Raw genomic sequence first — 19,368 nt, forward strand, 5'->3', positions numbered from 1 at the left:
GGATGGGCCGCCGTCATCGCGGGCAAGCCCGCTCCCACAGGGTTCTGCGGTGACCACAGCCCCTGCATTCACTGGAGATCTCCTGTGGGAGCCAGCCTGCTGGCGATGGCGGCCTGCCTGACACATGGATGCTGGATTGGCCGCCGTCATCGCGAGCAGGCTCGCTCCCACAGGGTTCTGCGGTGACCACAGCCCTGCATTCACTGGAGATCTCCTGTGGGAGCCAGCCTGCTGGCGATGGCGGCCTGCCTGACACATCGAAGTTGGATGGGCTGCCGTCATCGCGGACAAGCCCGCTCCCACAGGGGGAGCGGGGGCGCTGCGGGAGTCGTCAGAAGCCGACGCTGGCCTGCACGAAGAACGTACGCGGCGTGCCCACGTAGATCCCCGAGTTGTTGTCGCTGGAGCGGGTGAAGTACTGCTTGTCGAAGATGTTCTTCACCCCGGCGCCCAGCTTGAGGTTCGACAATTGCGCGCCGAAGTCGTAGCCGCCGCGCACGTTCCAGGTCACGTAGCCCGGAATGTCGCCGTATTGCCCGTCCGCCGTGCCTTCGGTGATGTAGTTGCCGCTGAAGCTGCCGTCGGCGTTGACCCCGGTGCCCGGCGAGCGTTGCTTGGACTGGGCGAAGCCGTCGAGGTTGTAGGTCCAGCGGTTGATGTCGTAACGCAGGCCGACGGTGGCCACTTGGCGCGAGTAGAACGGCAGGTCTCGGCCCTTGAAGCCCGGGATCTCCCCTTCATAGGTCGCCCGGGTGTAGGTGAAGCCGGCGTTGGCGGTCAGGCCGTCGAGGCGCGGGTCCAGCGCGGCCATGTCGTAGTGCACGGACGCTTCGACGCCCTGGTGCTTGGTCGCGCCGAGGTTAGTCCAGCCCACGTCGTTGCTGATGTATTGCAGCTCGTCGTCGAAGTCGATGTAGAACAGCGTCACCTCGCCGCCCCACACGTCATCGTTGTAGCGGGTGCCGATCTCGTAGGTCTTGGCCTTTTCCGGGTTCAGGCCGTTGGCGGTCTGGTCGCCCGAGCCGCCCTGGCCGAGCTGGAAGTACTGCAGGCTGCCGAACGAGGTCTCGTAGTTGGCGAACAGCTTCCACGCATCGGACAGGTGGTACATCACGCTCAGGGCCGGCAGCGGCTCGTTGCTTTCGATGCTGCGGTTCTTCTCCGGCACGCGCTTGCCGGCGGTGTCGAGCACCGCGCGGTCGTGCCAGTCAGTGCTGATGTGCTCGAAGCGGATGCCCGGCGTCACGGTCCAGTTGCCGACGTCGATCTTGTTGTCGACGTACACCGCATTGGCCTCGGTGCCGCCGGTGCGGTCCTGGAACACGTGGCCGTCGGAGGTCTTGGTCACCACCGGCTGGTTGTTGACCAGGGCCAGGCGGCTGGACTGCTCGTGCATGGCCTCTTTCAGGTAGCGGTAGCCGACGCTGACTTCCTGGGTGGTGGGGCCGACGTCGAACACCCGCGACACGCGCGGCTCGATGCCCAGCGTGTAGTAGGAGCGCGGGAACGAGCTGAGAGTCTTCTGGTCGCGGGCGGCGATGGTGCTGCCGCGGAAGCTGTCGGAATAGTAGGTCAGCACTTCGGCCTGGGTGCGCTCGTCGATCTGGCGGATCCACTTGAACGACACGTCCTTGCGCCGCCCGCTGAAGCCGTCGTAGTCGCGGTCGGACTGGAACGGCTTGTCGTCGTACTGTTTCTGGGTCAGGCCGCCGGGCATGTCGGCGCTGGCGTCGTAGTAGTGGAAGTTGAGGCTGAAATCGTCCTGCTCGGTCGGCGCCCAATGGGTCTTGAGGATGACGTCGTCGATGTCGTTGCCGTTGTTGCGCTCGCGGTAACCGTTGCCGTTGACGCCGGAGTACAGCAGCGCCATGCCGAGGCCGTTGTCGGCGGTACCGCCCAGGAAGGCGGTGTCGATGTGTTTCCAGCCGCCGTGCTGGGAGGTCTCCAGCGTCGTACCGATTTCACCGGTGACCTTTTCGGGGATGGCGCGGGTGACGAAGTTGATCACGCCGCCGACGTTCTGCGGCCCGTAGCGCACGGAACCGGCGCCGCGCACCACGTCGATGCTGTCGAGGTTGCCCGACGAGATCGGCGCCATCGACAGCTGCGGCTGGCCGTAAGGGGCGAAGGCCGCCGGCACGCCGTCGATCAGCACGGTGGAGCGCGGCGACAGGCGCGAGGTCAGGCCGCGCACGCCGACGTTCAGCGAGATGTCGCTGCCGCCGGTGCCGTTGGCCTCCTGCACCTGCACGCCCGGCACCCGGCGCAGCACGTCGCCGACGTTCATGGCGCCCTGCTCCACCATCGCTTCGCGGCGGATCACGGTACGGGCGCCGGGGTGATTCTGCACCACGGCGGCGTCGGCGTCGCCGAGCCAGTCGCCGACCACCTTGATGTCGGTCACGCCCAGTTCCAGCGGACCGTTGGCGGCGGCCGTCGGCGCCGGTGACAACGTCACCGAGCCTTTGTTGATCTGGTAGTCCAGGCCGCTGCCCTGCAGCAATTGGCGCAGGGCCTGTTCCGGCGAGAGGTTGCCGTCCACCGCCGGGGCCTGTTTGCCGGCGACCAGGTCAGGACTGAAAAACACTTGCAGCGAGGTTTGCTGGCCCAATTCGCTCAGGGCCTGGCCCAGCGGCTGCGCGCGGATGTGAATGACATCGGCGGCGAACGCCAGCGGCACGGCAGCGTTGACCGCCAGCGCGAGGGCCAGCGGCAGCCAAGGGGATTTCTTGTTGTTGGCGTTGGTGTTTTTCACGTCGAACGTAGTCCTGTGGATCGCAAGTGTATGCGTCTGTTAATGCAAACCAGTTGCAGTTGAACAGGAAGACGATGAACTCGAAAAAAACCTGAATTTTATTTTGAAATTATTTCCTGGCTGCCGTCGGCCAGCGTGCGCACGGCCACCGGCAGGATGTTCGGCAAGGCCTTGAGCAAGGCGTCGGTGTTGTTGGTGCGGAACACGCTGGTCAGGCGCAGGTTGGCCACGGCGGGGCCGGAGACCTTCAGAGGCTTGTCGCGGTAACGGGACACCTGCGCCGCCACATCGCTCAGGCTGGCGTTGTTGAACACCAGTTTGCCGCTGCGCCAGGCGGTCAGCTCGGCCGGGTTGACCGCGTAGGCCGGCGCGACGGCGCCCTGGGCGTCGACATGGGTGCCCAGGCCGGCGGTCAGGCTGACGAAGGCGTTGTCCCGCGCGTTGCGGCCCTGCACCTTGACCGTGCCCTGCTCCACCGCGACCCGGGTCTGCGCCGGGTCGCGGCGCACGTCGAAGCGGGTGCCGGTGACCGTGACCTTGCCGCTGCCGGCCTCGACCACGAACGGACGCGAGGTGTCGTGCTCGACACTGAACATCGCCTCGCCTTCGGTGAGTTCGACGACGCGGCGATCCTTTTCAAAGCGCACCTTCAAGGCACTCCGGCTGTCGAGGTCGACGACCGAACCGTCAGGCAGCGCCACATGCCGCCGTTCGCCGGTCTTCGTCGCGAATTCGGCGCTGTAGCCCGCCGGTGGGTTGAGCCCGCTGAACAGCCCCAGCCCGACCGCCACCGCCAGCACCCCGGCGGCCACCGCATAGCGCAGCGCCGGCCGGCGCTCGCGGCGGGCCGGCGGCTCGTCGCACAAGGCCTTCAGGCGTGGCGCCGGCAGCAGGTCGGCGGCGGTCCACACGCCTTGCAGCAACAGGAACTCGTCGCGGTGCGAGGCATGTTCGTTCAGCCAGGCGTCGAAGCGCTGCCGCTCGTCCACGCTGACGGCCGCCTCCTGCAGGCGCACGAACCAGCGTGCCGCCTCATCGCGCACCGTTGCCTGCCCGCACGCGCAATCACGGGTCTGCATCATGGAATGTCCTGTCTGGCCGGGGATGAATGACGGCGCCCGCTCATGGCTGCAACCCGTCCAGACGGTCGCGCAGGTGCCGCAGGGTGCGGATCATATACTTTTCCACCATGTTCCTGGACAGCCCCAGGCGCTCGGCGATTTCCGCCTGGGTCAGGCCTTCGAGCTTCTGCCAGACGAAGATCCGCCGGCAGTTGACCGGCAGCTCCGCGAGCGCCCGCTCGATGGAATCGGCCAACTGGATCGCATGCATGTAATGCTCCGGGTCGCCGGTCGGCGACTCACTGAGATCGATCGCCTCCGACTCCATGGCGCCCCGTCGGTCCTCACGCCGAAAGCCGTCCACCGCGATGTTGCGTGCGGTCTGGTGCAGGTACGCCCGTGGCTGCTGCACTGTCGCCGCATCGGTTTCGAGCACCCGCACGAAGGTGTCGTGCGCCAGGTCCTCGGCCTGCTGACGATTGCGCAGGCGACGGGTCCAGGTGCCGATCAACTCTTCGTAATGCTCGAAAAAGCCGGGTCTGCGGGGCAGCATGGGGATCATGGCGGCGTGCTGAGGAAAGGGGCGTGAATAGTAATGCTTCGTATTAAGCCCGGCAATCGTTCCTTGGGCCTGTCGACGGGAGGCGGCCTGCGCCCTATTTGGCCTTGATCTTGCCCGTTCCTTTGCCCTGGTCCGGATCGACGATGCCGAAACACCCCTCCGGCGGATGCAGATACTGATAAAGCGGATTGACCAGCAGGTGCGCGTCACCGCAGGTGATCAGGTGGATGTGGTCGCGGTAGGTGTCGATCAGGCGCTGGATCGCGGGGGCGATGTAAGGATGGATGCCCGTGCGCAGCTCCATGCCGGCCCGCACGTAGGCCGAGTAGAGTTCCTTGAACTTGGCGCCGTCCGTTGCCGACAGCCGCGTCGTCGACGACGGGGTGGAACTGAAGATGGCCTTCAGGCCGGTCTTTTCCTCGACGTAGGGTTTGGCGAAGTCCACGAACGCTTGGTGCTCGGTTCTCAGAAACCCCATCTGCGCGACCTTGGCGCTGTCGCCCAACGCACCGCGGACAAACCCGACGGTGATGTTGGCGGGAAAGTCCTGCGCCCGGTTGTAGTAGTTCTTCATCAGGTTTTCGAGGATCGGGAACACCGCGTGCTCCCAGCCGAACACCTTGCCGTGGTCAAACACCGGGCCGAACAGCGGCGGCACCGAATCACGGGTGACCGCCCTGGGGTACTGCTCGACATGGCAGACGATCTTGTTGTCTTCGATCAGCGGTGCGAAGAAGTTCGCCCAGACGCCCTGCGCCGCCCATTGGAACGGCGGCTCGCGGTGGGCATCGCCGGTAAGGAAGATCATCGGGTCGTATTCGTCCGGAAAATGCCCGGCGGCGGCTTCGAGATCCGTCGCGCGCTCGTCGGACATCAACACCCCTTCATCGATCCACCAGCCGTTGCCGAACTTCTTGCCCATGTCGTTGCACCCCGTCAGTCCCTTGCAGTGAGCGTCCGTTCTCACACGCTAGTTGCAGGCCTGCGGGTTTTCCAGCGGGGGCGAAGAAATCGACGCAGACCAGACCATGCCCCCCTGTAGAAGCGAGCCTGCTCGCGATGGCGATGGAACAGGCACCTTTGCAGTGACTGGTCCGACGCCATCGCGAGCAGGCTCGCTCCCACAGGGGCATGCTTGTCGTTTGGGTTGAGGCCTGAAGAATGCAGGAGCGAGCAAGCTCGCTCCTGCAGGGTTGGACGGTGGATAGGGCTCATCCACCATGGGGGCTTCAGCCGCGTTCGTCGATGCCGGCCTGCAGCGTCTGGCTGTCGAAATGACCGCTGACGGTGACCGGGCCGGCTTTCAGCGTGCCGTTCTCAACCGAGACCTTCGGTGCGTTCTCTTCAGCCTTGTGCGGCAGGGTCAGGCTGGCCTTGACCCCGTAGTCGCGGTTGTCCAGATCCGTCTTGCCGACCGGCGAGCCGCCCAGGTGCACCCGGCCGCCCGCCGCCGAGACCCGCGCGCCGGTCAGTTGCGTGGCGCCGCCGACGTTCAGGTTCACGCCTTGCTGGCCGCTGATGCCGGACGCCTGGCCGACGCTGTCCTTGTGGGCGTATTCGCCCTGGGCGGTGAGGGTCGGCTTGTAGTCGGTGCCGGCCAGTTCCTTCTTGTCGCTCGGCGGGTTCTTCTTGCCGGTCAGGCCCAGATCCACATCGACCTTGGCGTGGTTCTGCGTGTCCTGGCGGCTTTCGACGGTCAGGTCACCGGCAACGTTGCCGCCGACGGTCTTGCCCTCGACCTGCGCACCGCTCAGACGGGCGTCGCCCGCGCTGTTCAACACCACCGCATCGGCCTTGATCCGGCTGTTCTGCTGCGTGGTGCCCTGAACATAGTCCACGCCCACCTTGGCCCCGGCGTTGAAGCCGTGGTCGCTAGTGGCCTTCTCATCGGCGGCGGTCGGTGTGCTTTGGCTGAGGTTGCCGCCGGCGTTCAGGGCGACGTTCCAGTTGTTGCGGCTGTCGCTGGACTGCGCGGATTCCAGCGCGATGCCGCCCTTGCCGGCGTCGAGGCTCACGCTCGGCGCGCCGACCTGGGTGCCTTGCTGGCGCACCGAATCGCCGCTCAGGGCGATGCTGGTCTGGCTGTCAAGCTGGCCGCCCTTGAGGGTCTGGGTGTTCTCGTTCACCCGGCCGATGTTGAAGTTGCCGCTGAGGTTGCCACCCTGATCGCGGCTCTTCTCGCTGCTGGTCTTGCTGCCGCCCGCCTTCAGGCCGCCGCCGAGGTTGCCGCCGGTGGCGACGTGGGTGTCGGTGGCCGCTTGCAGGTCGAGGGTGCCGCCGGCCTTCAGGTCGATGGCGCCTGCGCTGTCGATCTTCGCGCCTTGCTGGACCTGGTTGCCGCCGCTGGTGAACTGCACAGGGCCGTTGCCCTGGACGCTCGCCACACGGGCCTGGCTGTCGTTGACCTGCTTGCCGGTGTGGTCGAGCTGGAACCCGGCGCCGAGATCGACGTTGGTGCCGTCGGTGCCCGGCAAGGTGCCGACGGTCAGCGAGCCGTTGCCGCGCAGGCTGGAAGTGTCGCTGCCCTGACGGTCGTTGGCCTGGTTCAGGGCCAAGTCGCCGCTGGTCTTGACGCTGACGCCGCCCTGGCCGCCGTCGAAGCGGCTGCCCTCGAACTGCGCGTCGCCGCGCACGTTGATGTTCACGCCCTGGCTGCCAGCGTAGCCGCCGACCACCGCCGTGGCGCTGTCCTTGCGGGTCTGGCTGCTGCCGCCGGCGCCGCTGCCGGCGACGTTCACGTCTTCGCCGGTCTTGGTGTAGACGCGCACATCGACCTTGGCGTCCACCGCCTTGTCGCTGCTGCTGCGGGTATCGGCGGCCGCGTCGGCCACCAGTTTGTCCGCGCCGATGTTCACCTTGCCGGCGCTTGCGTTGTATTGGGTGCCTTGGTCCTTCAGCGTGCCGGCGACGTTCACGTCCACGGTGGCGCCGTCGAAGCGGCTGACCACGGCGGTGCTGCCCTGCTCGGTCTTGCCGGCGCTGGCGTGGCCCACTGCGACATCGATGCCGACGTTCGGCTGCCCGAGGTTGCTCAGGGCGTCCTTGTCCGGCACCTTGCCGGCGAGCACGTCCTTGACCGCTGCGACGACCGGCCGGGCGATGTCCTTGTACTCGACGTTGGCGCCGATGTCCGCCGACCAGTGGCTCTCGTCGTGGGTGCTGCTGGAGGTGTTGCCGGCCGCACGGTTGTCCACCTCGTTGGCGACCACGTTCAGGCCGTTGCCGGACTTGAGCTGCGCGCCTTCGGTGACGAGTGTGCCGGCATTGATGGTCAGGCCGCCGCTGCTCTGCACGCCGGTGGTCTGCGCGGTGGTTTTGCGGGTGGCGTCGTGCGCCGTGTCGCGGGCGAAGTCGATGCCGCTGCCGGCGCGGTCAAGGCCGCCGGTGTAGTAGAAGCCGCCGCCGGTGTTGGCGGTGTCGGTGGAGGTCTGATGGCTGTCCTGCTCCGCCAGCAGCGACACGTTCTTGCCGCTGAGGGTCGTATCGCCTGCGGTGGATTTCACCTCGCCGCCCTTGACCGTCAGGTCGCCGCCGGCCTTCACCTGCACGGTGCCACCGGTGAGGCTTGCGCCCTGCTGGCTGACATCGTTGGCGGTGACGGTCTTCTGCTTGTCTTCGTAATGAATGCCGGCGCGGTACTGCCCGGCGTCCGGCGCGTTCTCTTTGGCGTAGGCGTCAAAGCCGCGGGTCTGGGTGCTGTCGCTGCGCTCGCGGGTGTCTTGCGCAGCCTTCACGTTCACATCGCCCGCCGCGTCGGCGGTCAGCGCGGCGCCGGCCTTGACCGAGGCGCCGGCGACTTCGATGTCCTTGGCGCTCTTGAGCTTGAGGTTGCTGTCGGACACCAGTTCGCTGCGCACCGTGGTGCTGTCCTTGGCGTTCTGCCGGGACTCGTCCTTGGTGATGCCGAAGAACTTGCTGTCCTTGTCGTGGCTGTTGCTGTGGGACGTGTCCTGCACGCCATCGACAATGAGCGAACCGCTGTCGCTGATCACGCTGGCGTCGGTGCCGCCGCGCACCTGACTGGCGCTGATGCGCACGTCGTCGGCCTTGACCGTCAGTTTGCCGCTCGCGTTGACCTTGCTGCCCTGGTGGCGGGTCTGGCCCTTGTCGGCGTCGCCGGTCTTGCCGAAGAAGCCGCCGCCCACCAGATCGCCCGCGTAGCGGTTGTCGCTGCTGCGGTCGGTGCGGCTGGCGGTGGTGATGTCCACTTGTTTGCCGGCCAGTTGCAGGTCGCCCCGGCTGGTCAGCTCTGCCCCTTCGGAGCGCAGCAGCGCGGCGGTCTGCAGGGCGATGTTGCCGCCCGTCAATTGACTGGTGACACTGCGCTGGGTCTCGCTGCTGCTGTCCCAGTCGGCCTTCCACAGGTGCTTGCGGTGCTTGCCTTGGTCGGTCTGCACGTGGCGCTCGGTGGCGGCGGTCACGCGCAGGTCGCCACCGCTCTGCACGCTCAGGTCACCGGTCGCTTCGACCTTGGCGGCGTTCAGTTCGGTGTCCTTGCCGGACGACAGTTGCGCATCGCGGCTGGCGACGATCTGGCTGCCGTGCTGGCGCGAATCGCTGTCGGTGCGGGTGCGTTCGTAGGTTTCCCAGGTGATGCCGATGGTGTTGTTGCTCCAGTTCTCGCGCTGTTCCTGGAGCTTGCGGCTTTCCACGGTGGTGAGGGTCAGGTTGCGGTTGGCGTCGACCTTCACGTCGCGGCCGCTGACATCGGCGGCAGCCAGGGTCAGGTCCTTGCCGCTGTGCAGGCCGACATCGCCCTGGCTGCTGCGAATGCCGGCACGGGTCACATCGAGGCTGTCGGCGACGGCCTGGCCGCTGACGCTCAGGTCGCCGGCCGAACGGATCTGCACGCCGTCGCGCCCGGCCACCTGCACCGCCCCCACCTTCACGCCGGCGCCTTCGGCGGTGCTGACGATATTGATGCGCCCGGCCTGCATCGCGCCGAACAGGCTGGCGTCGATCCGCTGGCCGGCGGTGTGGCCGCTCGGGTCCACGGTCTTCACCTGGCCGCTGGCGTAATCCACCTGGTTGCGTCCGACGGTGACGTTCAATTGGTCACGGGCGCTGAGGTTGCCCTGGCTGTCGATGCGCGGGGCGATCAGGTTCACCGAACCTTCGCCGTTGCGCAGGCCGCCGGCCTGGATCTGCAACTGGCCGCTGGCGTCGCGGGTGTTCAGCGATTGCAGCTTGCCGTCGTTCAGCTCCGGACGGCCGACCACCAGGCTGGCGTTCGGCGCGTTGATGAAACTGCCGCCGTTGACCGAGATGCCGTTGGGGTTGGCCAGCACGTAATCGGCGGCGCGGCCGAAGATTTCCTGGGCGCCGTTGATGGCCGACGGGTTGCGGCTGATCACTTCGTTGAGGATCACGCTCGCGGCCTGGCCCTGCAGTTGCGGGTTGGCCGCCAGTTGCCCGGCGAGCTGCGATTGCCCGGCCTGCAGGGCGTTGTTCAGCACCACGCCCTGGCGGTCGACGTTGTAGTCCAGGAACTGGTTGTGCGACAGGCCCGAGCCGTTGGGCGCGACAATGTTGACGATGGGCACACCGCCCTGGGTCTGCACTTGCGCGGTGCCGCCGGGGCCGGGGGCGACCACCACGCCGCCGGCCAGGGCGCTGGGCAGGTGGGCGGCGAGGAACAGGCTGGCGATGGCCCAGCGCAATTGGCCCCGGGGCGAAAGGTTGAATGCGAAGGTGTGTGCTGGCATAAAAACGTCTCCATGTAAGTACGGCATCACGTCGCGCGTTTTGGTCTTGGCCGGGGCTGTCGCGCTCAGATCCGTCGGCTGTGGGTTCACTGCGTTGTTCATATCTGCACCCCCACCCGCATCAGCCAGGCGTCGGGCTCATGGGGCAAACCGCTGGGGGTGTTGAGGTTGCGCTGGTAATCGACGTCCACCTGCAGGCTCTTCCAGCCCAGATTGAAGCCGACGCTGGCGCCGCTCAGGCGTTGGCCCGGCGCGCCGTGGTCGGCCTTGATCCAGCCGTGGTCGAGCCCCAGGCGCGGGGTGACCTGCACAGGCCCGCCCGTGGCCAGCGGCAGGCGCAGGGTGTTGCGCCAGATCGCGCCGCTGGCGCCCGACGCGCTGGCGACCCGGTAGCCGCGCACGGCGGAATCGTCGGTGCCGAGCATCTGTTCGATGGCCGGCAGCGGGTCGGGGCTGTATTGCAGGTTGAGCTGGCTCTGCCATTGCCAGGCCTGATCGCCGAGCCGGCCGTTGCGCCATTGGCTGAGACCGGCGCGGTACTTGCGAAACTGCGCCTTGGGCAGGTTGCTGACCTGGCGCGCGGCGTCATCGTCGGCACCGAACCTGCGCAGGCCCTGGGCATAGTTGACATCCAGGTTCCACACCGCGCGGTCGAGCCAGAACAGGTTGAGCCCGGCTTCGGCCACGGTCAGCGTCGGGCTCTGGATGCCCAGGCGCGCGTCCGCCAGGTAACTGTCGACGTCCTTGTGGGCCAGTTGCAGGTTGGCGCTGAGCTGGTGGCTCTGGTCGCGCCAGAGCACGCGGTCGGCGCGCAGGCTGAGCTGGTCGGTGATGCCGGTGCTGTACAGGGTCGTCGTGCTGAGCTTGAACGGCGCCCGGTACTCGGCGTGGCTGGCGAACGCGCTGTAGGTCCAGTAGCCGTAGGGAATCGCGTAGTACAGGCTGGCGTTGCGGCTGTAGCGGTCACCCCGGTTGAGGGTGTCGCTGGCGCTGAGGCTCAACAGGTCGTTGAGCTCCAGCGGGCTGTCGAGGCTCAGGCTGACGGTGTTGCGGTCGCGCCCGGTGCTGGCGCTGCCGAGGTTGTCGGCGCCCAGCCCCAGGGCCCAGCGCGATTGGCCTGAAGTGCGCGAGCGCAGAATGATCCGCGAAGCGCCGGGCTGGCTGCCGGGGGCGATGTCGGCGGTCAGGTCCACCGACCGCAGGCGGTTCAGTTGGTCCAGCCCTTGCTCCAGGTCACGCAGGTTCAGCGGCTTGCCGAGCATGTGGGGAAAGGCGCCGCCCAGCGACACCGGCAGGCTCTGGTCGGCCAGTTCGATGGATTCGACGTAGCCCTCGTCGACCAGGATGTCCAGCGACTGCCCCGCCGCCGGCGCACTGCTCAAATAGGGACGGCTGGCGATGTAGCCCTGCTCGACGTAGATCGCGGTGATGTTCGCCAGCAGGTGATTGATCTGGTTGACGCCCATGCACGGCGCCAGCAGCGGTTTGATCCGCGCATTGAGCGCGTCCCTGTCGATCAGGGTGACGCCGCCGATGCGCGTGCCGCTCAGGGGCCAGCAGCGCTCGTCGGGGGTGACGGGTTGGGCGGTGGCCGTAGAGGCCGGCGCCGGGCCGAACGCGCCACGTTCCAGTTGCCGGCGCCGTTGTTCCAGTTGCAGCTGTTGCAGGTCGCGCTGTTGCTGTTGCTGCTGACGCAGCGCTTCCTGGCCGGCGGACGCCGGTTCGGCAGCCCCGGCCGGGAAGGCGCACACGCCCAACACAAAAGCCGACAACAACGGGCGACGCAGGGAACGGCAACGGGAAACAGCGCGGAACGAATACGGCACTCAACTTCCTTGCAATCATCAAATGGCGTAATGCCACTTCATCAATGTTCGTGATAGTCGGAGCCCTCCTACGCAAATGCAAGACGCTTCCTACAGTGGTTACATTTCTTAAACAATTCAGTGATTTGCCGTCATCGACCGTAATCACGGAGGGATCTGCGTACCCTCAGGGTTTCCCTGAGGGCCTGATGCGGGGCTCGAAGCAGCGCTCAAAGGGTGTTGAGCGATTGGCGGGATTCGTCATTGCGGCGGCGGCATGCTCCATTGCCTGAGGCGTTTGCCCGTGGGGCGAACCGGTCGGGTGACCACCTGACGGCCGGCGACAGAAATGAATTGCCACAAAATATTACCTGCGTCATATTACAGGCGTAATAACAGCCCGCTTCCACAGGTACATTCCCATGACCAGCATGCCCACCGTCGAACCCGACCTCGCCGTCCCGGTCGGCGCCGCCCGATCGCCCCTGCTCAAGCGCCTGCTGTTGCCCGCCGCCGGGATCGCCGTCCTGGCGTTCGCCGGACTGTACGCCGCCCATTGGTGGAGCGCCGGGCGATTCCTGGAAGAGACCGACGATGCCTACATCGGCGGCGACGTCACGGTGATCGGGCCGAAGGTCTCCGGCTACATCGAAGAAGTGCTGGTCAGCGACAACCAACCGGTCAAGGCCGGGGACGTATTGATCCGTCTCGACTCGCGGGACTACCGCGCCAGCCTGGCCAAGGCCGAAGGTGCGGTCGCCGCCGAAGAGGCGCTGCTGGCCAACCTCGACGCCACCGAACAACTGCAGCAAGCCGTGATCGGCCAGGCCCGCGCCGGCATCGACGCCGCCGGTGCCGAAACCGCCCGCTCGCGGGACGACAACGCGCGCTACAAACGCCTGGTGAGCAGCAACGCCGTCTCGGTGGAAAGCGCGCAACGGGCCGACGCCACCTTCAAGACCGCCCAGGCCCAGAGCGCCCGCGCCCAGGCCGAGCTGCTCGCCGCGCAGCGCCAGCTCTCGGTCATCGAAACCCGCAAGCAGCAGGCCCGCGCCGCGTTGATGCAGGCGAAGGCCGAACGCGACCTGGCGCAACTGAACTTAGGCTACACCGAGCTGCGTGCGCCGGTGGACGGCGTGATCGGCAACCGCCGCGCCCGGGTCGGCGCCTATGCCCAGGCGGGTTCGCAGCAGTTGTCGGTGGTGCCGGCCAGCGGCCTGTGGGTGGACGCCAACTTCAAGGAAGACCAGCTGGCCCGGATGAAGCCCGGCCAGCGCGTGAGCATCCGCGCCGACGTGCTGTCCGGGCAGGAATTCCACGGTCGCCTCGACAGCCTCGCCCCGGCCACCGGTTCGCAGTTCAGCGTGCTGCCGCCGGAGAACGCCACCGGCAACTTCACCAAGATCGTCCAGCGGGTGCCGGTGCGGATCCTGCTCGACCCCGCCGACGGCGTGCTCGGCCACCTGCGGCCGGGGCTGTCGGTGACCGCCGAGGTCGACACCCGCGCCCGGCCTGACACCGCCGCCGTGGCCAGTGCGCCATGAGCCGCGCCCAGGCCGTCCCCGCGCAACCGTTCAATGCCGCCGACATGGCGACGGCGACCAAGGTGTTCGCCTTCGCCACGATGTGCATCGGCATGTTCATCGCGCTGCTGGACATCCAGATCGTCTCGGCCTCCCTGCGCGACATCGGCGGCGGGCTGTCCGCGGGCACCGACGAGACGGCGTGGGTGCAGACCAGCTACCTGATTGCCGAAATCATCGTGATTCCGCTGTCGGGCTGGCTGTCCCGGGTGTTTTCCACTCGCTGGCTGTTCTGCGCCTCGGCGGTCGGCTTCACCCTCGCCAGCCTGCTGTGCGGCATCGCCTGGAACATCCAGAGCATGATCGCGTTCCGGGCGCTGCAGGGTTTCCTGGGCGGTTCGATGATCCCGCTGGTGTTCACCACGGCGTTCTTTTTCTTCACCGGCAAGCAACGGGTCATCGCGGCCGCGACCATCGGCGCCGTGGCCTCGCTGGCGCCGACGCTGGGCCCGGTGATCGGCGGCTGGATCACCGACCTGTCGTCCTGGCACTGGCTGTTCTACATCAACCTGCTGCCGGGGATCTTCGTCGCCGTGGCGGTGCCGATGCTGGTGAAGATCGACCGGCCGGAACTGTCGCTGCTCAAGGGCGCGGACTACCCGAGCATGATCCTGCTGGCGCTGTTTCTCGGCTGCCTTGAGTACACCCTCGAAGAAGGCCCGCGCTGGAACTGGTTCAGCGACCGCACCATCCTCACCACCGCGTGGATCAGCGGCCTGGCCGGCCTGGCCTTCATCGGCCGCACCTTGCGGGTGGCCAATCCGATCGTCGATCTGCGGGCGCTCAAGGACCGCAACTTCGCCCTGGGCTGCTTCTTTTCGTTCGTCACCGGCATCGGCCTGTTCGCCACCATTTACCTGACGCCGCTGTTCCTCGGCCGGGTGCGCGGCTACAGCGCGCTGGACATCGGCCTGGCGGTGTTCTCCACCGGCGTGTTCCAGATCATGGCGATTCCGCTGTACGCCTTCCTGGCCAACCGCGTGGATCTGCGCTGGATCATGATGGCCGGCCTTGCGCTGTTCGCGCTGTCGATGTGGGAATTCAGCCCGATCACCCACGACTGGGGCGCCGCAGAACTGCTGCTGCCGCAGGCGCTGCGCGGGATCGCCCAGCAACTGGCGGTGCCGCCGGCGGTGACGCTGACGTTGGGCGGCCTCGCGCCGGCACGGCTCAAGCATGCCTCGGGCCTGTTCAACCTGATGCGCAACCTGGGCGGCGCCATCGGCATCGCAGCCTGCGCGACCATCCTCAACGACCGCACCAACCTGCACTTCACCCGGCTGGCGGAGCACCTGAACAGCCGCAACGAAGCGCTGAACCAATGGCTGGGCCAGGTCGGCGGCAACCTCGCCGCGTGGGGGCAGCACGGGGACGCGGGCATGACCGCCAGCCTGCGCCAATTGTGGCTGCTGACCTACCGTGAGGCGCAGACGCAGACCTATGGCGACACGTTTCTGGTGATCATGGTGTGCTTCGGCCTCGCCACGGCGATGGTGCCCTTGATGCGCAAGGTGCTGCCGCCGCCCGCACCGAGTGCCGATGCACATTGAAGGGATACCTGTAGGAGCCAGCCTGCTGGCGATGGCGTCAGTGAAGCCACCGCCGGGCAGGGTCAAGGCAGTCGGATCAGGCCTGCGGGGTCTTGCGGAAACCGACGGCCAGGCGGTTCCAGCTGTTGATGGTGCTGATGGCCACGGTCAGGTCGACCATTTCCTTGGGCGAGAACTGGGCGCTGACGGTTTCGTAGTCTTCGTCCGGTGCGTGGGTCAGGCTCAGTTGGGTCAGCGATTCGGTCCACAGCAGGGCGGCGCGCTCGCGGTCGGTGAAGAACGGGGCCTCGCGCCAGGCGGTCACGGCGAACAGCCGACGCGGGGTCTCGCCGCCCTTGATCGCATCGCTGGTGTGCATGTCGATGCAGAACGCACAGCCGTTGATCTGCGAAGCGCGCAGTTTGACCAGTTCGATCAGGCTCTTTTCCAGCGGCAGTTTGGAGACGGCGCTTTCCAGGGCCATCATCGCTTTGAGTGCGTCGGGGGAAGCGGTGTAGAAATCGATGCGGGCTTTCATGGCAGGTTTCCGGGTCAAGTGAATGTGCGGCTACGTTAATCCCGCAGCCCCGGCGCACAAATAGCCAATCCGGCAGAAGTCCGGGTGACCACTGCCTTACGCACGATGCCGCAACCAGTGCAGGAACCCCTTCTTCGGCACCACCGCCGGCACCTCCTGGGTCAGGCTCTTGGCCTTGAGCAGACGGAAATCCAGCAACGCCTTCATGGCGTCGCTGATGTCGTGGCGGGCATCCAGGCAGGGCTTGAGGTAAGCCTTTTCGATGCGGTACAGCGTGCAATAGGTCTTGGCCGAGAACGTCGCCGGCAAGGCCGAGTCGCTCAGGATGCCGGCCTCGCCGATCACCTCGCCCGGCCCCATGCGCCCGGACTCGAACGGCGTTCCGTGGCGCAGCAGCGTCACCGAGAGCACGCCGGACTCGATGATCAGCAGATGGTCGCTGACCTGCCCCGCCTCCAGGATCACCTCGCCGGCACGGAAGGTCTGCAGGGTCATGTTCTGGCTGAACGTGTCCTTTTCTTCCTCGCGCAGGGTGGAGAAGATCGGCGAACTCTCCAGCAGGGCCCGGGGCCGCGACAGGTCGGCGGGCGCCAGAGGTTCGACGCTCGACAGCAGGTTGACCCCGGAGGCCTGCAGATGCCGGTACGCCAGGTCGAACAGCTGGTTGCGCACCGAGCGCTTCTCACTCATCGACGCGACGAAGCCGCCGATCTCGTATTCCACGCCGGTGCTGGTGGCGTTCTTCATCGCCACGCTGGGCGCCGGGTCGTCCAACAGGAAGCGGCACCCCTGCACGGCCCGTTCCAGCGCCTCAAGCACCGTGTTGGGCCGCGAATGGGGGCTCACCTGCACGCTGACGGACACCCCGAACATGTTGCTTGGCCGGCTGAAGTTGATGATCTTGGCCTTGGCCGCCAGCGAGTTGGGGATCACCGCCATGCTGCCCTGGGACGTCTGTAGGCGGGTGGCGCGCCAGTCGATGTCGGTGACCCGGCCTTCGGTGCCGTCGATGGAGATCCAGTCATCCAGTTGGTAGGGTTTGGTGGTGTTGAGCACGATGCCGGAGAACACGTCGCTGAGGGTGCTCTGCAATGCCAGGCCGACGATGATCGCCAAGGCGCCGGACGTCGCCAGCACGCCCTTGACCGGCAGGTCGAGCACGTAGGCCAGCGCCGCGATGACCGCGATCAGGAAGATCACGGCCCCGAGCAGATCCTGCAGCAGCCGCCCGGTGTGCCCGACCCGCTGCATCATCGCCGCGCCGATCAGCACCGTCAGGGTGCGCGCGCCGAACAGCCACCAGCCGATCTGCAGGCCGGTCGCCGCCAGGTGCAGCGGCACGTTGTCGGCCCACGGCGCGGTCTCCATCGGGTTGAGGCCTTCGTTGAACAACAGGATGCTGAACAACGTGAAGATCACCACCCGCACCAGCAGCTTCCACCCGCTGCCGTGGGAGCTGATCAGGCGCCACAGCCCAAGATCGACCAGGATCAGGATCAGCGCGCAAATCAAGGGATGATCGGTGAGCAGTGACAGCATCAAACAACTCCGGCAGAGACCAATCGGCAGAAGATCTCACAGATCGGTTCAGTGTAGGAGCATTTGATTCACGCCATAGAAACTGTAGGCGCCAGCCTGCTGGCGAGGGCGCTGGGTCAGGCACCAGGGATGTCGGCAATGCCGGCCTCATCGCTTGCAGGCAAGCTCCTACAGGATCTTGTGGTGTGCCGGGATTTTGCGGGCACCTGAGATACCTGTGGGAGCGGGCTTGCCCGCGATGGCGGCCTGTCAGCCACCGGAGATGTCGGCTGTGATGGCCCAATCGTTGGCAAGCCAACTCCCACAGGTTTCTGTGGTGTACAGGAATCCTGCGGACACCGGGGATCCCTTGTGGGAGCCAGCCTGCTGGCGATGGCGGTGTTGGCGAACCGGGGTCAGTCCTGCATCCGGCCGAACCGCCCCGACTGGAAGTCGGCGAACGCCTGATGGATTTCCGCTTCGCTGTTCATCACGAACGGACCGTGACCGACGATGGGCTCGTCGATCGGTTCGCCGCTGAGCAGCAGCACCACCGCGTCGGCGTCAGCCTTGAGCGTCACCTGCCGGCCATCGCGCTCGAACAGCGCCAACTGGCCGACGGCGGCCTGTTCCCGTCCGTTGATCTGCACCGAACCACGCAACACCACCAGGGCGGTGTTGCGCCCTTCGTGCAGGTCCAGGTCCAGCGTCTTCCCGGCGTTCAGCCGGATGTCCCAGACGTCCACCGGCGTGAAGGTGCGCGCCGCGCCCTGGCGGCCGTCGAACTCGCCGGCGATCAAGCGCAGGCGGCCCGCGCCGTCCTTGAGCTCGATGTCGGGAATGTCGCCGTCGAGGATCGTCTGGTAACCGGGCGCCGCCATCTTGTCCTTGGCCGGCAGGTTGACCCACAGCTGCACCATTTCCATCCTGCCGCCGGTGCGGGCGAAGTCCCGGGAATGGAATTCCTCGTGCAGGATCCCGGACGCCGCCGTCATCCACTGCACGTCGCCGGGGCCGATCTTGCCGCCGCTGCCGGTGGAGTCCCGGTGCTCCACTTCACCGTCGTAGACGATGGTCACGGTCTCGAAGCCGCGGTGCGGATGCTGGCCGACGCCGCGCCGCTCATGGGTCGGCGTGAACTCGGCGGGACCTGCGTGATCGAGCAGCAGGAACGGGCTGATGTGCCGGGCCAGGTTGTCGTAGGAAAACAGCGTGCGAACCGGAAACCCGTCGCCCACCCAGTGGCCACGGGGACTGGTGTAAATGCCGATGAGGTCTTTCATGGTGCCTCCCGAAAGGTGGTTTCAATGGATTGATGTTAAATCCGCTACCTATCCGGCACTAGTCAGGCAAAAGCAGCTTCATCGTTCCACACGTAGAACAATGCGTACCCGCACCGCCGATTCGTGACTTGCGCTCAACAGTGCTTTGCCGGGGCAGCGGTTTTTCCCGGGCAGGCCGCCACGGATACTGCGCCCATTCCCTTCGCAACCCTGGAGTCACGCATGTCTGTTCCCGCTTTCGGTCTTGGTACGTTTCGCCTGCAAGGTCAGGTGGTCATCGATTCGGTGAGCACCGCCCTGGAGCTGGGCTACCGGGCCATCGACACCGCCCAGATCTACGAGAACGAAGCCGAGGTCGGCCATGCCATCGCCGTCAGCGGCATCCCCCGTGAAGAGCTGTTCATCACCAGCAAGATCTGGGTCGCCAATTACGCCAAGGACCGCCTGATCGACAGCCTCCGGGAGAGCCTGCGCAAACTGCAGACCGACTACCTCGACCTGACGCTGATCCACTGGCCGTCCCCCGACGATCAAGTGCCGGTGGAGGAATTCATGGGCGCCCTGCTCGAAGCCAAGCGCCTGGGCCTGACCCGCCGGATCGGCGTGTCCAACTTCACCATCGGCCTGCTGAAACAAGCCATCGCGGCGGTCGGCGCCGAGCACATCGCCACCCACCAGATCGAAGTGCATCCGTTCCTGCAGAACCGCAAGGTGATCGCCTTCACCCAGAGCCAGGGCATCCACACCACCTCGTACATGACCCTGGCCTACGGCGAAGCGCTGAAGGATCCGCTGATCCAGCAGATCGCCGAACGGCTGGGCGCCACCCCGGCGCAGGTGACGCTGGCCTGGGCGATGCAGTCAGGTTATGCGGTGATCCCGTCGTCGACCCGGCGCGCCAACCTGCAAAGCAACCTCGGCGCCACGGCCCTGACCCTGAGCGAGGCCGACATGGCCTTGATCGCGACCCTGGACCGCGGCCAGCGCCTGACCAGCCCCGACGGCATCGCCCCCGAGTGGGACTGACCC

12 protein-coding genes are annotated in these 19,368 nt (G+C 66.5%); 3 read left to right on the top strand and 9 right to left on the bottom strand.

Annotated elements, in window-relative coordinates:
• Window positions 1–331: 331 nt before the first annotated feature.
• The 6 genes from CAG29_RS20155 to CAG29_RS20180 all read right to left on the bottom strand — a co-directional run bounded on the left by CAG29_RS20155 (window position 332) and on the right by CAG29_RS20180 (window position 11,909).
• The gene (locus tag CAG29_RS20155) at window positions 332–2,755 is read right to left on the bottom strand and encodes a TonB-dependent receptor (RefSeq protein WP_085695031.1); all 2,424 of its coding nucleotides are present in this window, start codon (window positions 2,753–2,755) and stop codon (window positions 332–334) included.
• 98 nt (window positions 2,756–2,853) lie between these two features.
• A complete protein-coding gene (locus tag CAG29_RS20160) occupies window positions 2,854–3,837 on the bottom strand; it encodes a FecR family protein (RefSeq protein WP_085695032.1) in 984 nt (327 codons plus the stop codon).
• A gap of 40 nt (window positions 3,838–3,877) precedes the next feature.
• A complete protein-coding gene (locus CAG29_RS20165; protein ID WP_085577512.1) occupies window positions 3,878–4,378 on the bottom strand; it encodes a sigma-70 family RNA polymerase sigma factor in 501 nt (166 codons plus the stop codon).
• A gap of 94 nt (window positions 4,379–4,472) precedes the next feature.
• Window positions 4,473–5,300, bottom strand: a complete 828-nt coding sequence (locus CAG29_RS20170; protein WP_085577513.1) for a hypothetical protein — start codon at window positions 5,298–5,300, stop codon at window positions 4,473–4,475.
• A gap of 307 nt (window positions 5,301–5,607) precedes the next feature.
• The gene (locus CAG29_RS20175) at window positions 5,608–10,083 is read right to left on the bottom strand and encodes a hemagglutinin repeat-containing protein (RefSeq protein WP_085695033.1); all 4,476 of its coding nucleotides are present in this window, start codon (window positions 10,081–10,083) and stop codon (window positions 5,608–5,610) included.
• Window positions 10,084–10,181: 98 nt separating this feature from the next.
• The gene (locus CAG29_RS20180; protein WP_085695034.1) at window positions 10,182–11,909 is read right to left on the bottom strand and encodes a ShlB/FhaC/HecB family hemolysin secretion/activation protein; all 1,728 of its coding nucleotides are present in this window, start codon (window positions 11,907–11,909) and stop codon (window positions 10,182–10,184) included.
• Between the two features lie 401 nt (window positions 11,910–12,310).
• Between CAG29_RS20180 and CAG29_RS20185 the strand changes: the two genes are divergently transcribed.
• Both CAG29_RS20185 and CAG29_RS20190 read left to right on the top strand, forming a co-directional pair.
• Complete coding sequence (locus tag CAG29_RS20185) at window positions 12,311–13,432, top strand: HlyD family secretion protein (protein ID WP_085577516.1); 1,122 nt, start codon at window positions 12,311–12,313, stop codon at window positions 13,430–13,432.
• The gene (locus CAG29_RS20190; RefSeq protein WP_085695035.1) at window positions 13,429–15,021 is read left to right on the top strand and encodes a DHA2 family efflux MFS transporter permease subunit; all 1,593 of its coding nucleotides are present in this window, start codon (window positions 13,429–13,431) and stop codon (window positions 15,019–15,021) included. Before CAG29_RS20185 ends, CAG29_RS20190 begins: the two co-directional genes overlap by 4 nt.
• A 76-nt stretch (window positions 15,022–15,097) precedes the next feature.
• Here CAG29_RS20190 and CAG29_RS20195 read toward each other — a convergent pair whose 3' ends face one another.
• The 3 genes from CAG29_RS20195 to CAG29_RS20205 all read right to left on the bottom strand — a co-directional run bounded on the left by CAG29_RS20195 (window position 15,098) and on the right by CAG29_RS20205 (window position 18,339).
• Entirely contained in the window at window positions 15,098–15,538 is a 441-nt protein-coding gene (locus CAG29_RS20195; RefSeq protein WP_085577518.1) for a carboxymuconolactone decarboxylase family protein, read from the bottom strand.
• A 96-nt stretch (window positions 15,539–15,634) separates the two neighbouring features.
• Window positions 15,635–17,077 (bottom strand): mechanosensitive ion channel family protein, encoded by a 1,443-nt coding sequence (locus CAG29_RS20200; protein ID WP_085577519.1) that lies wholly within the window; start codon window positions 17,075–17,077, stop codon window positions 15,635–15,637.
• 395 nt (window positions 17,078–17,472) lie between these two features.
• Complete coding sequence (locus CAG29_RS20205) at window positions 17,473–18,339, bottom strand: pirin family protein (protein WP_085577520.1); 867 nt, start codon at window positions 18,337–18,339, stop codon at window positions 17,473–17,475.
• Window positions 18,340–18,561: 222 nt separating this feature from the next.
• Between CAG29_RS20205 and dkgB the strand changes: the two genes are divergently transcribed.
• Complete coding sequence (dkgB, locus tag CAG29_RS20210; RefSeq protein WP_085577521.1) at window positions 18,562–19,365, top strand: 2,5-didehydrogluconate reductase DkgB; 804 nt, start codon at window positions 18,562–18,564, stop codon at window positions 19,363–19,365.
• Window positions 19,366–19,368: the final 3 nt, after the last annotated feature.

The organism is Pseudomonas sp. B7(2017) (genome assembly GCF_002112745.1).
GTDB lineage: Bacteria > Pseudomonadota > Gammaproteobacteria > Pseudomonadales > Pseudomonadaceae > Aquipseudomonas > Aquipseudomonas ekonensis.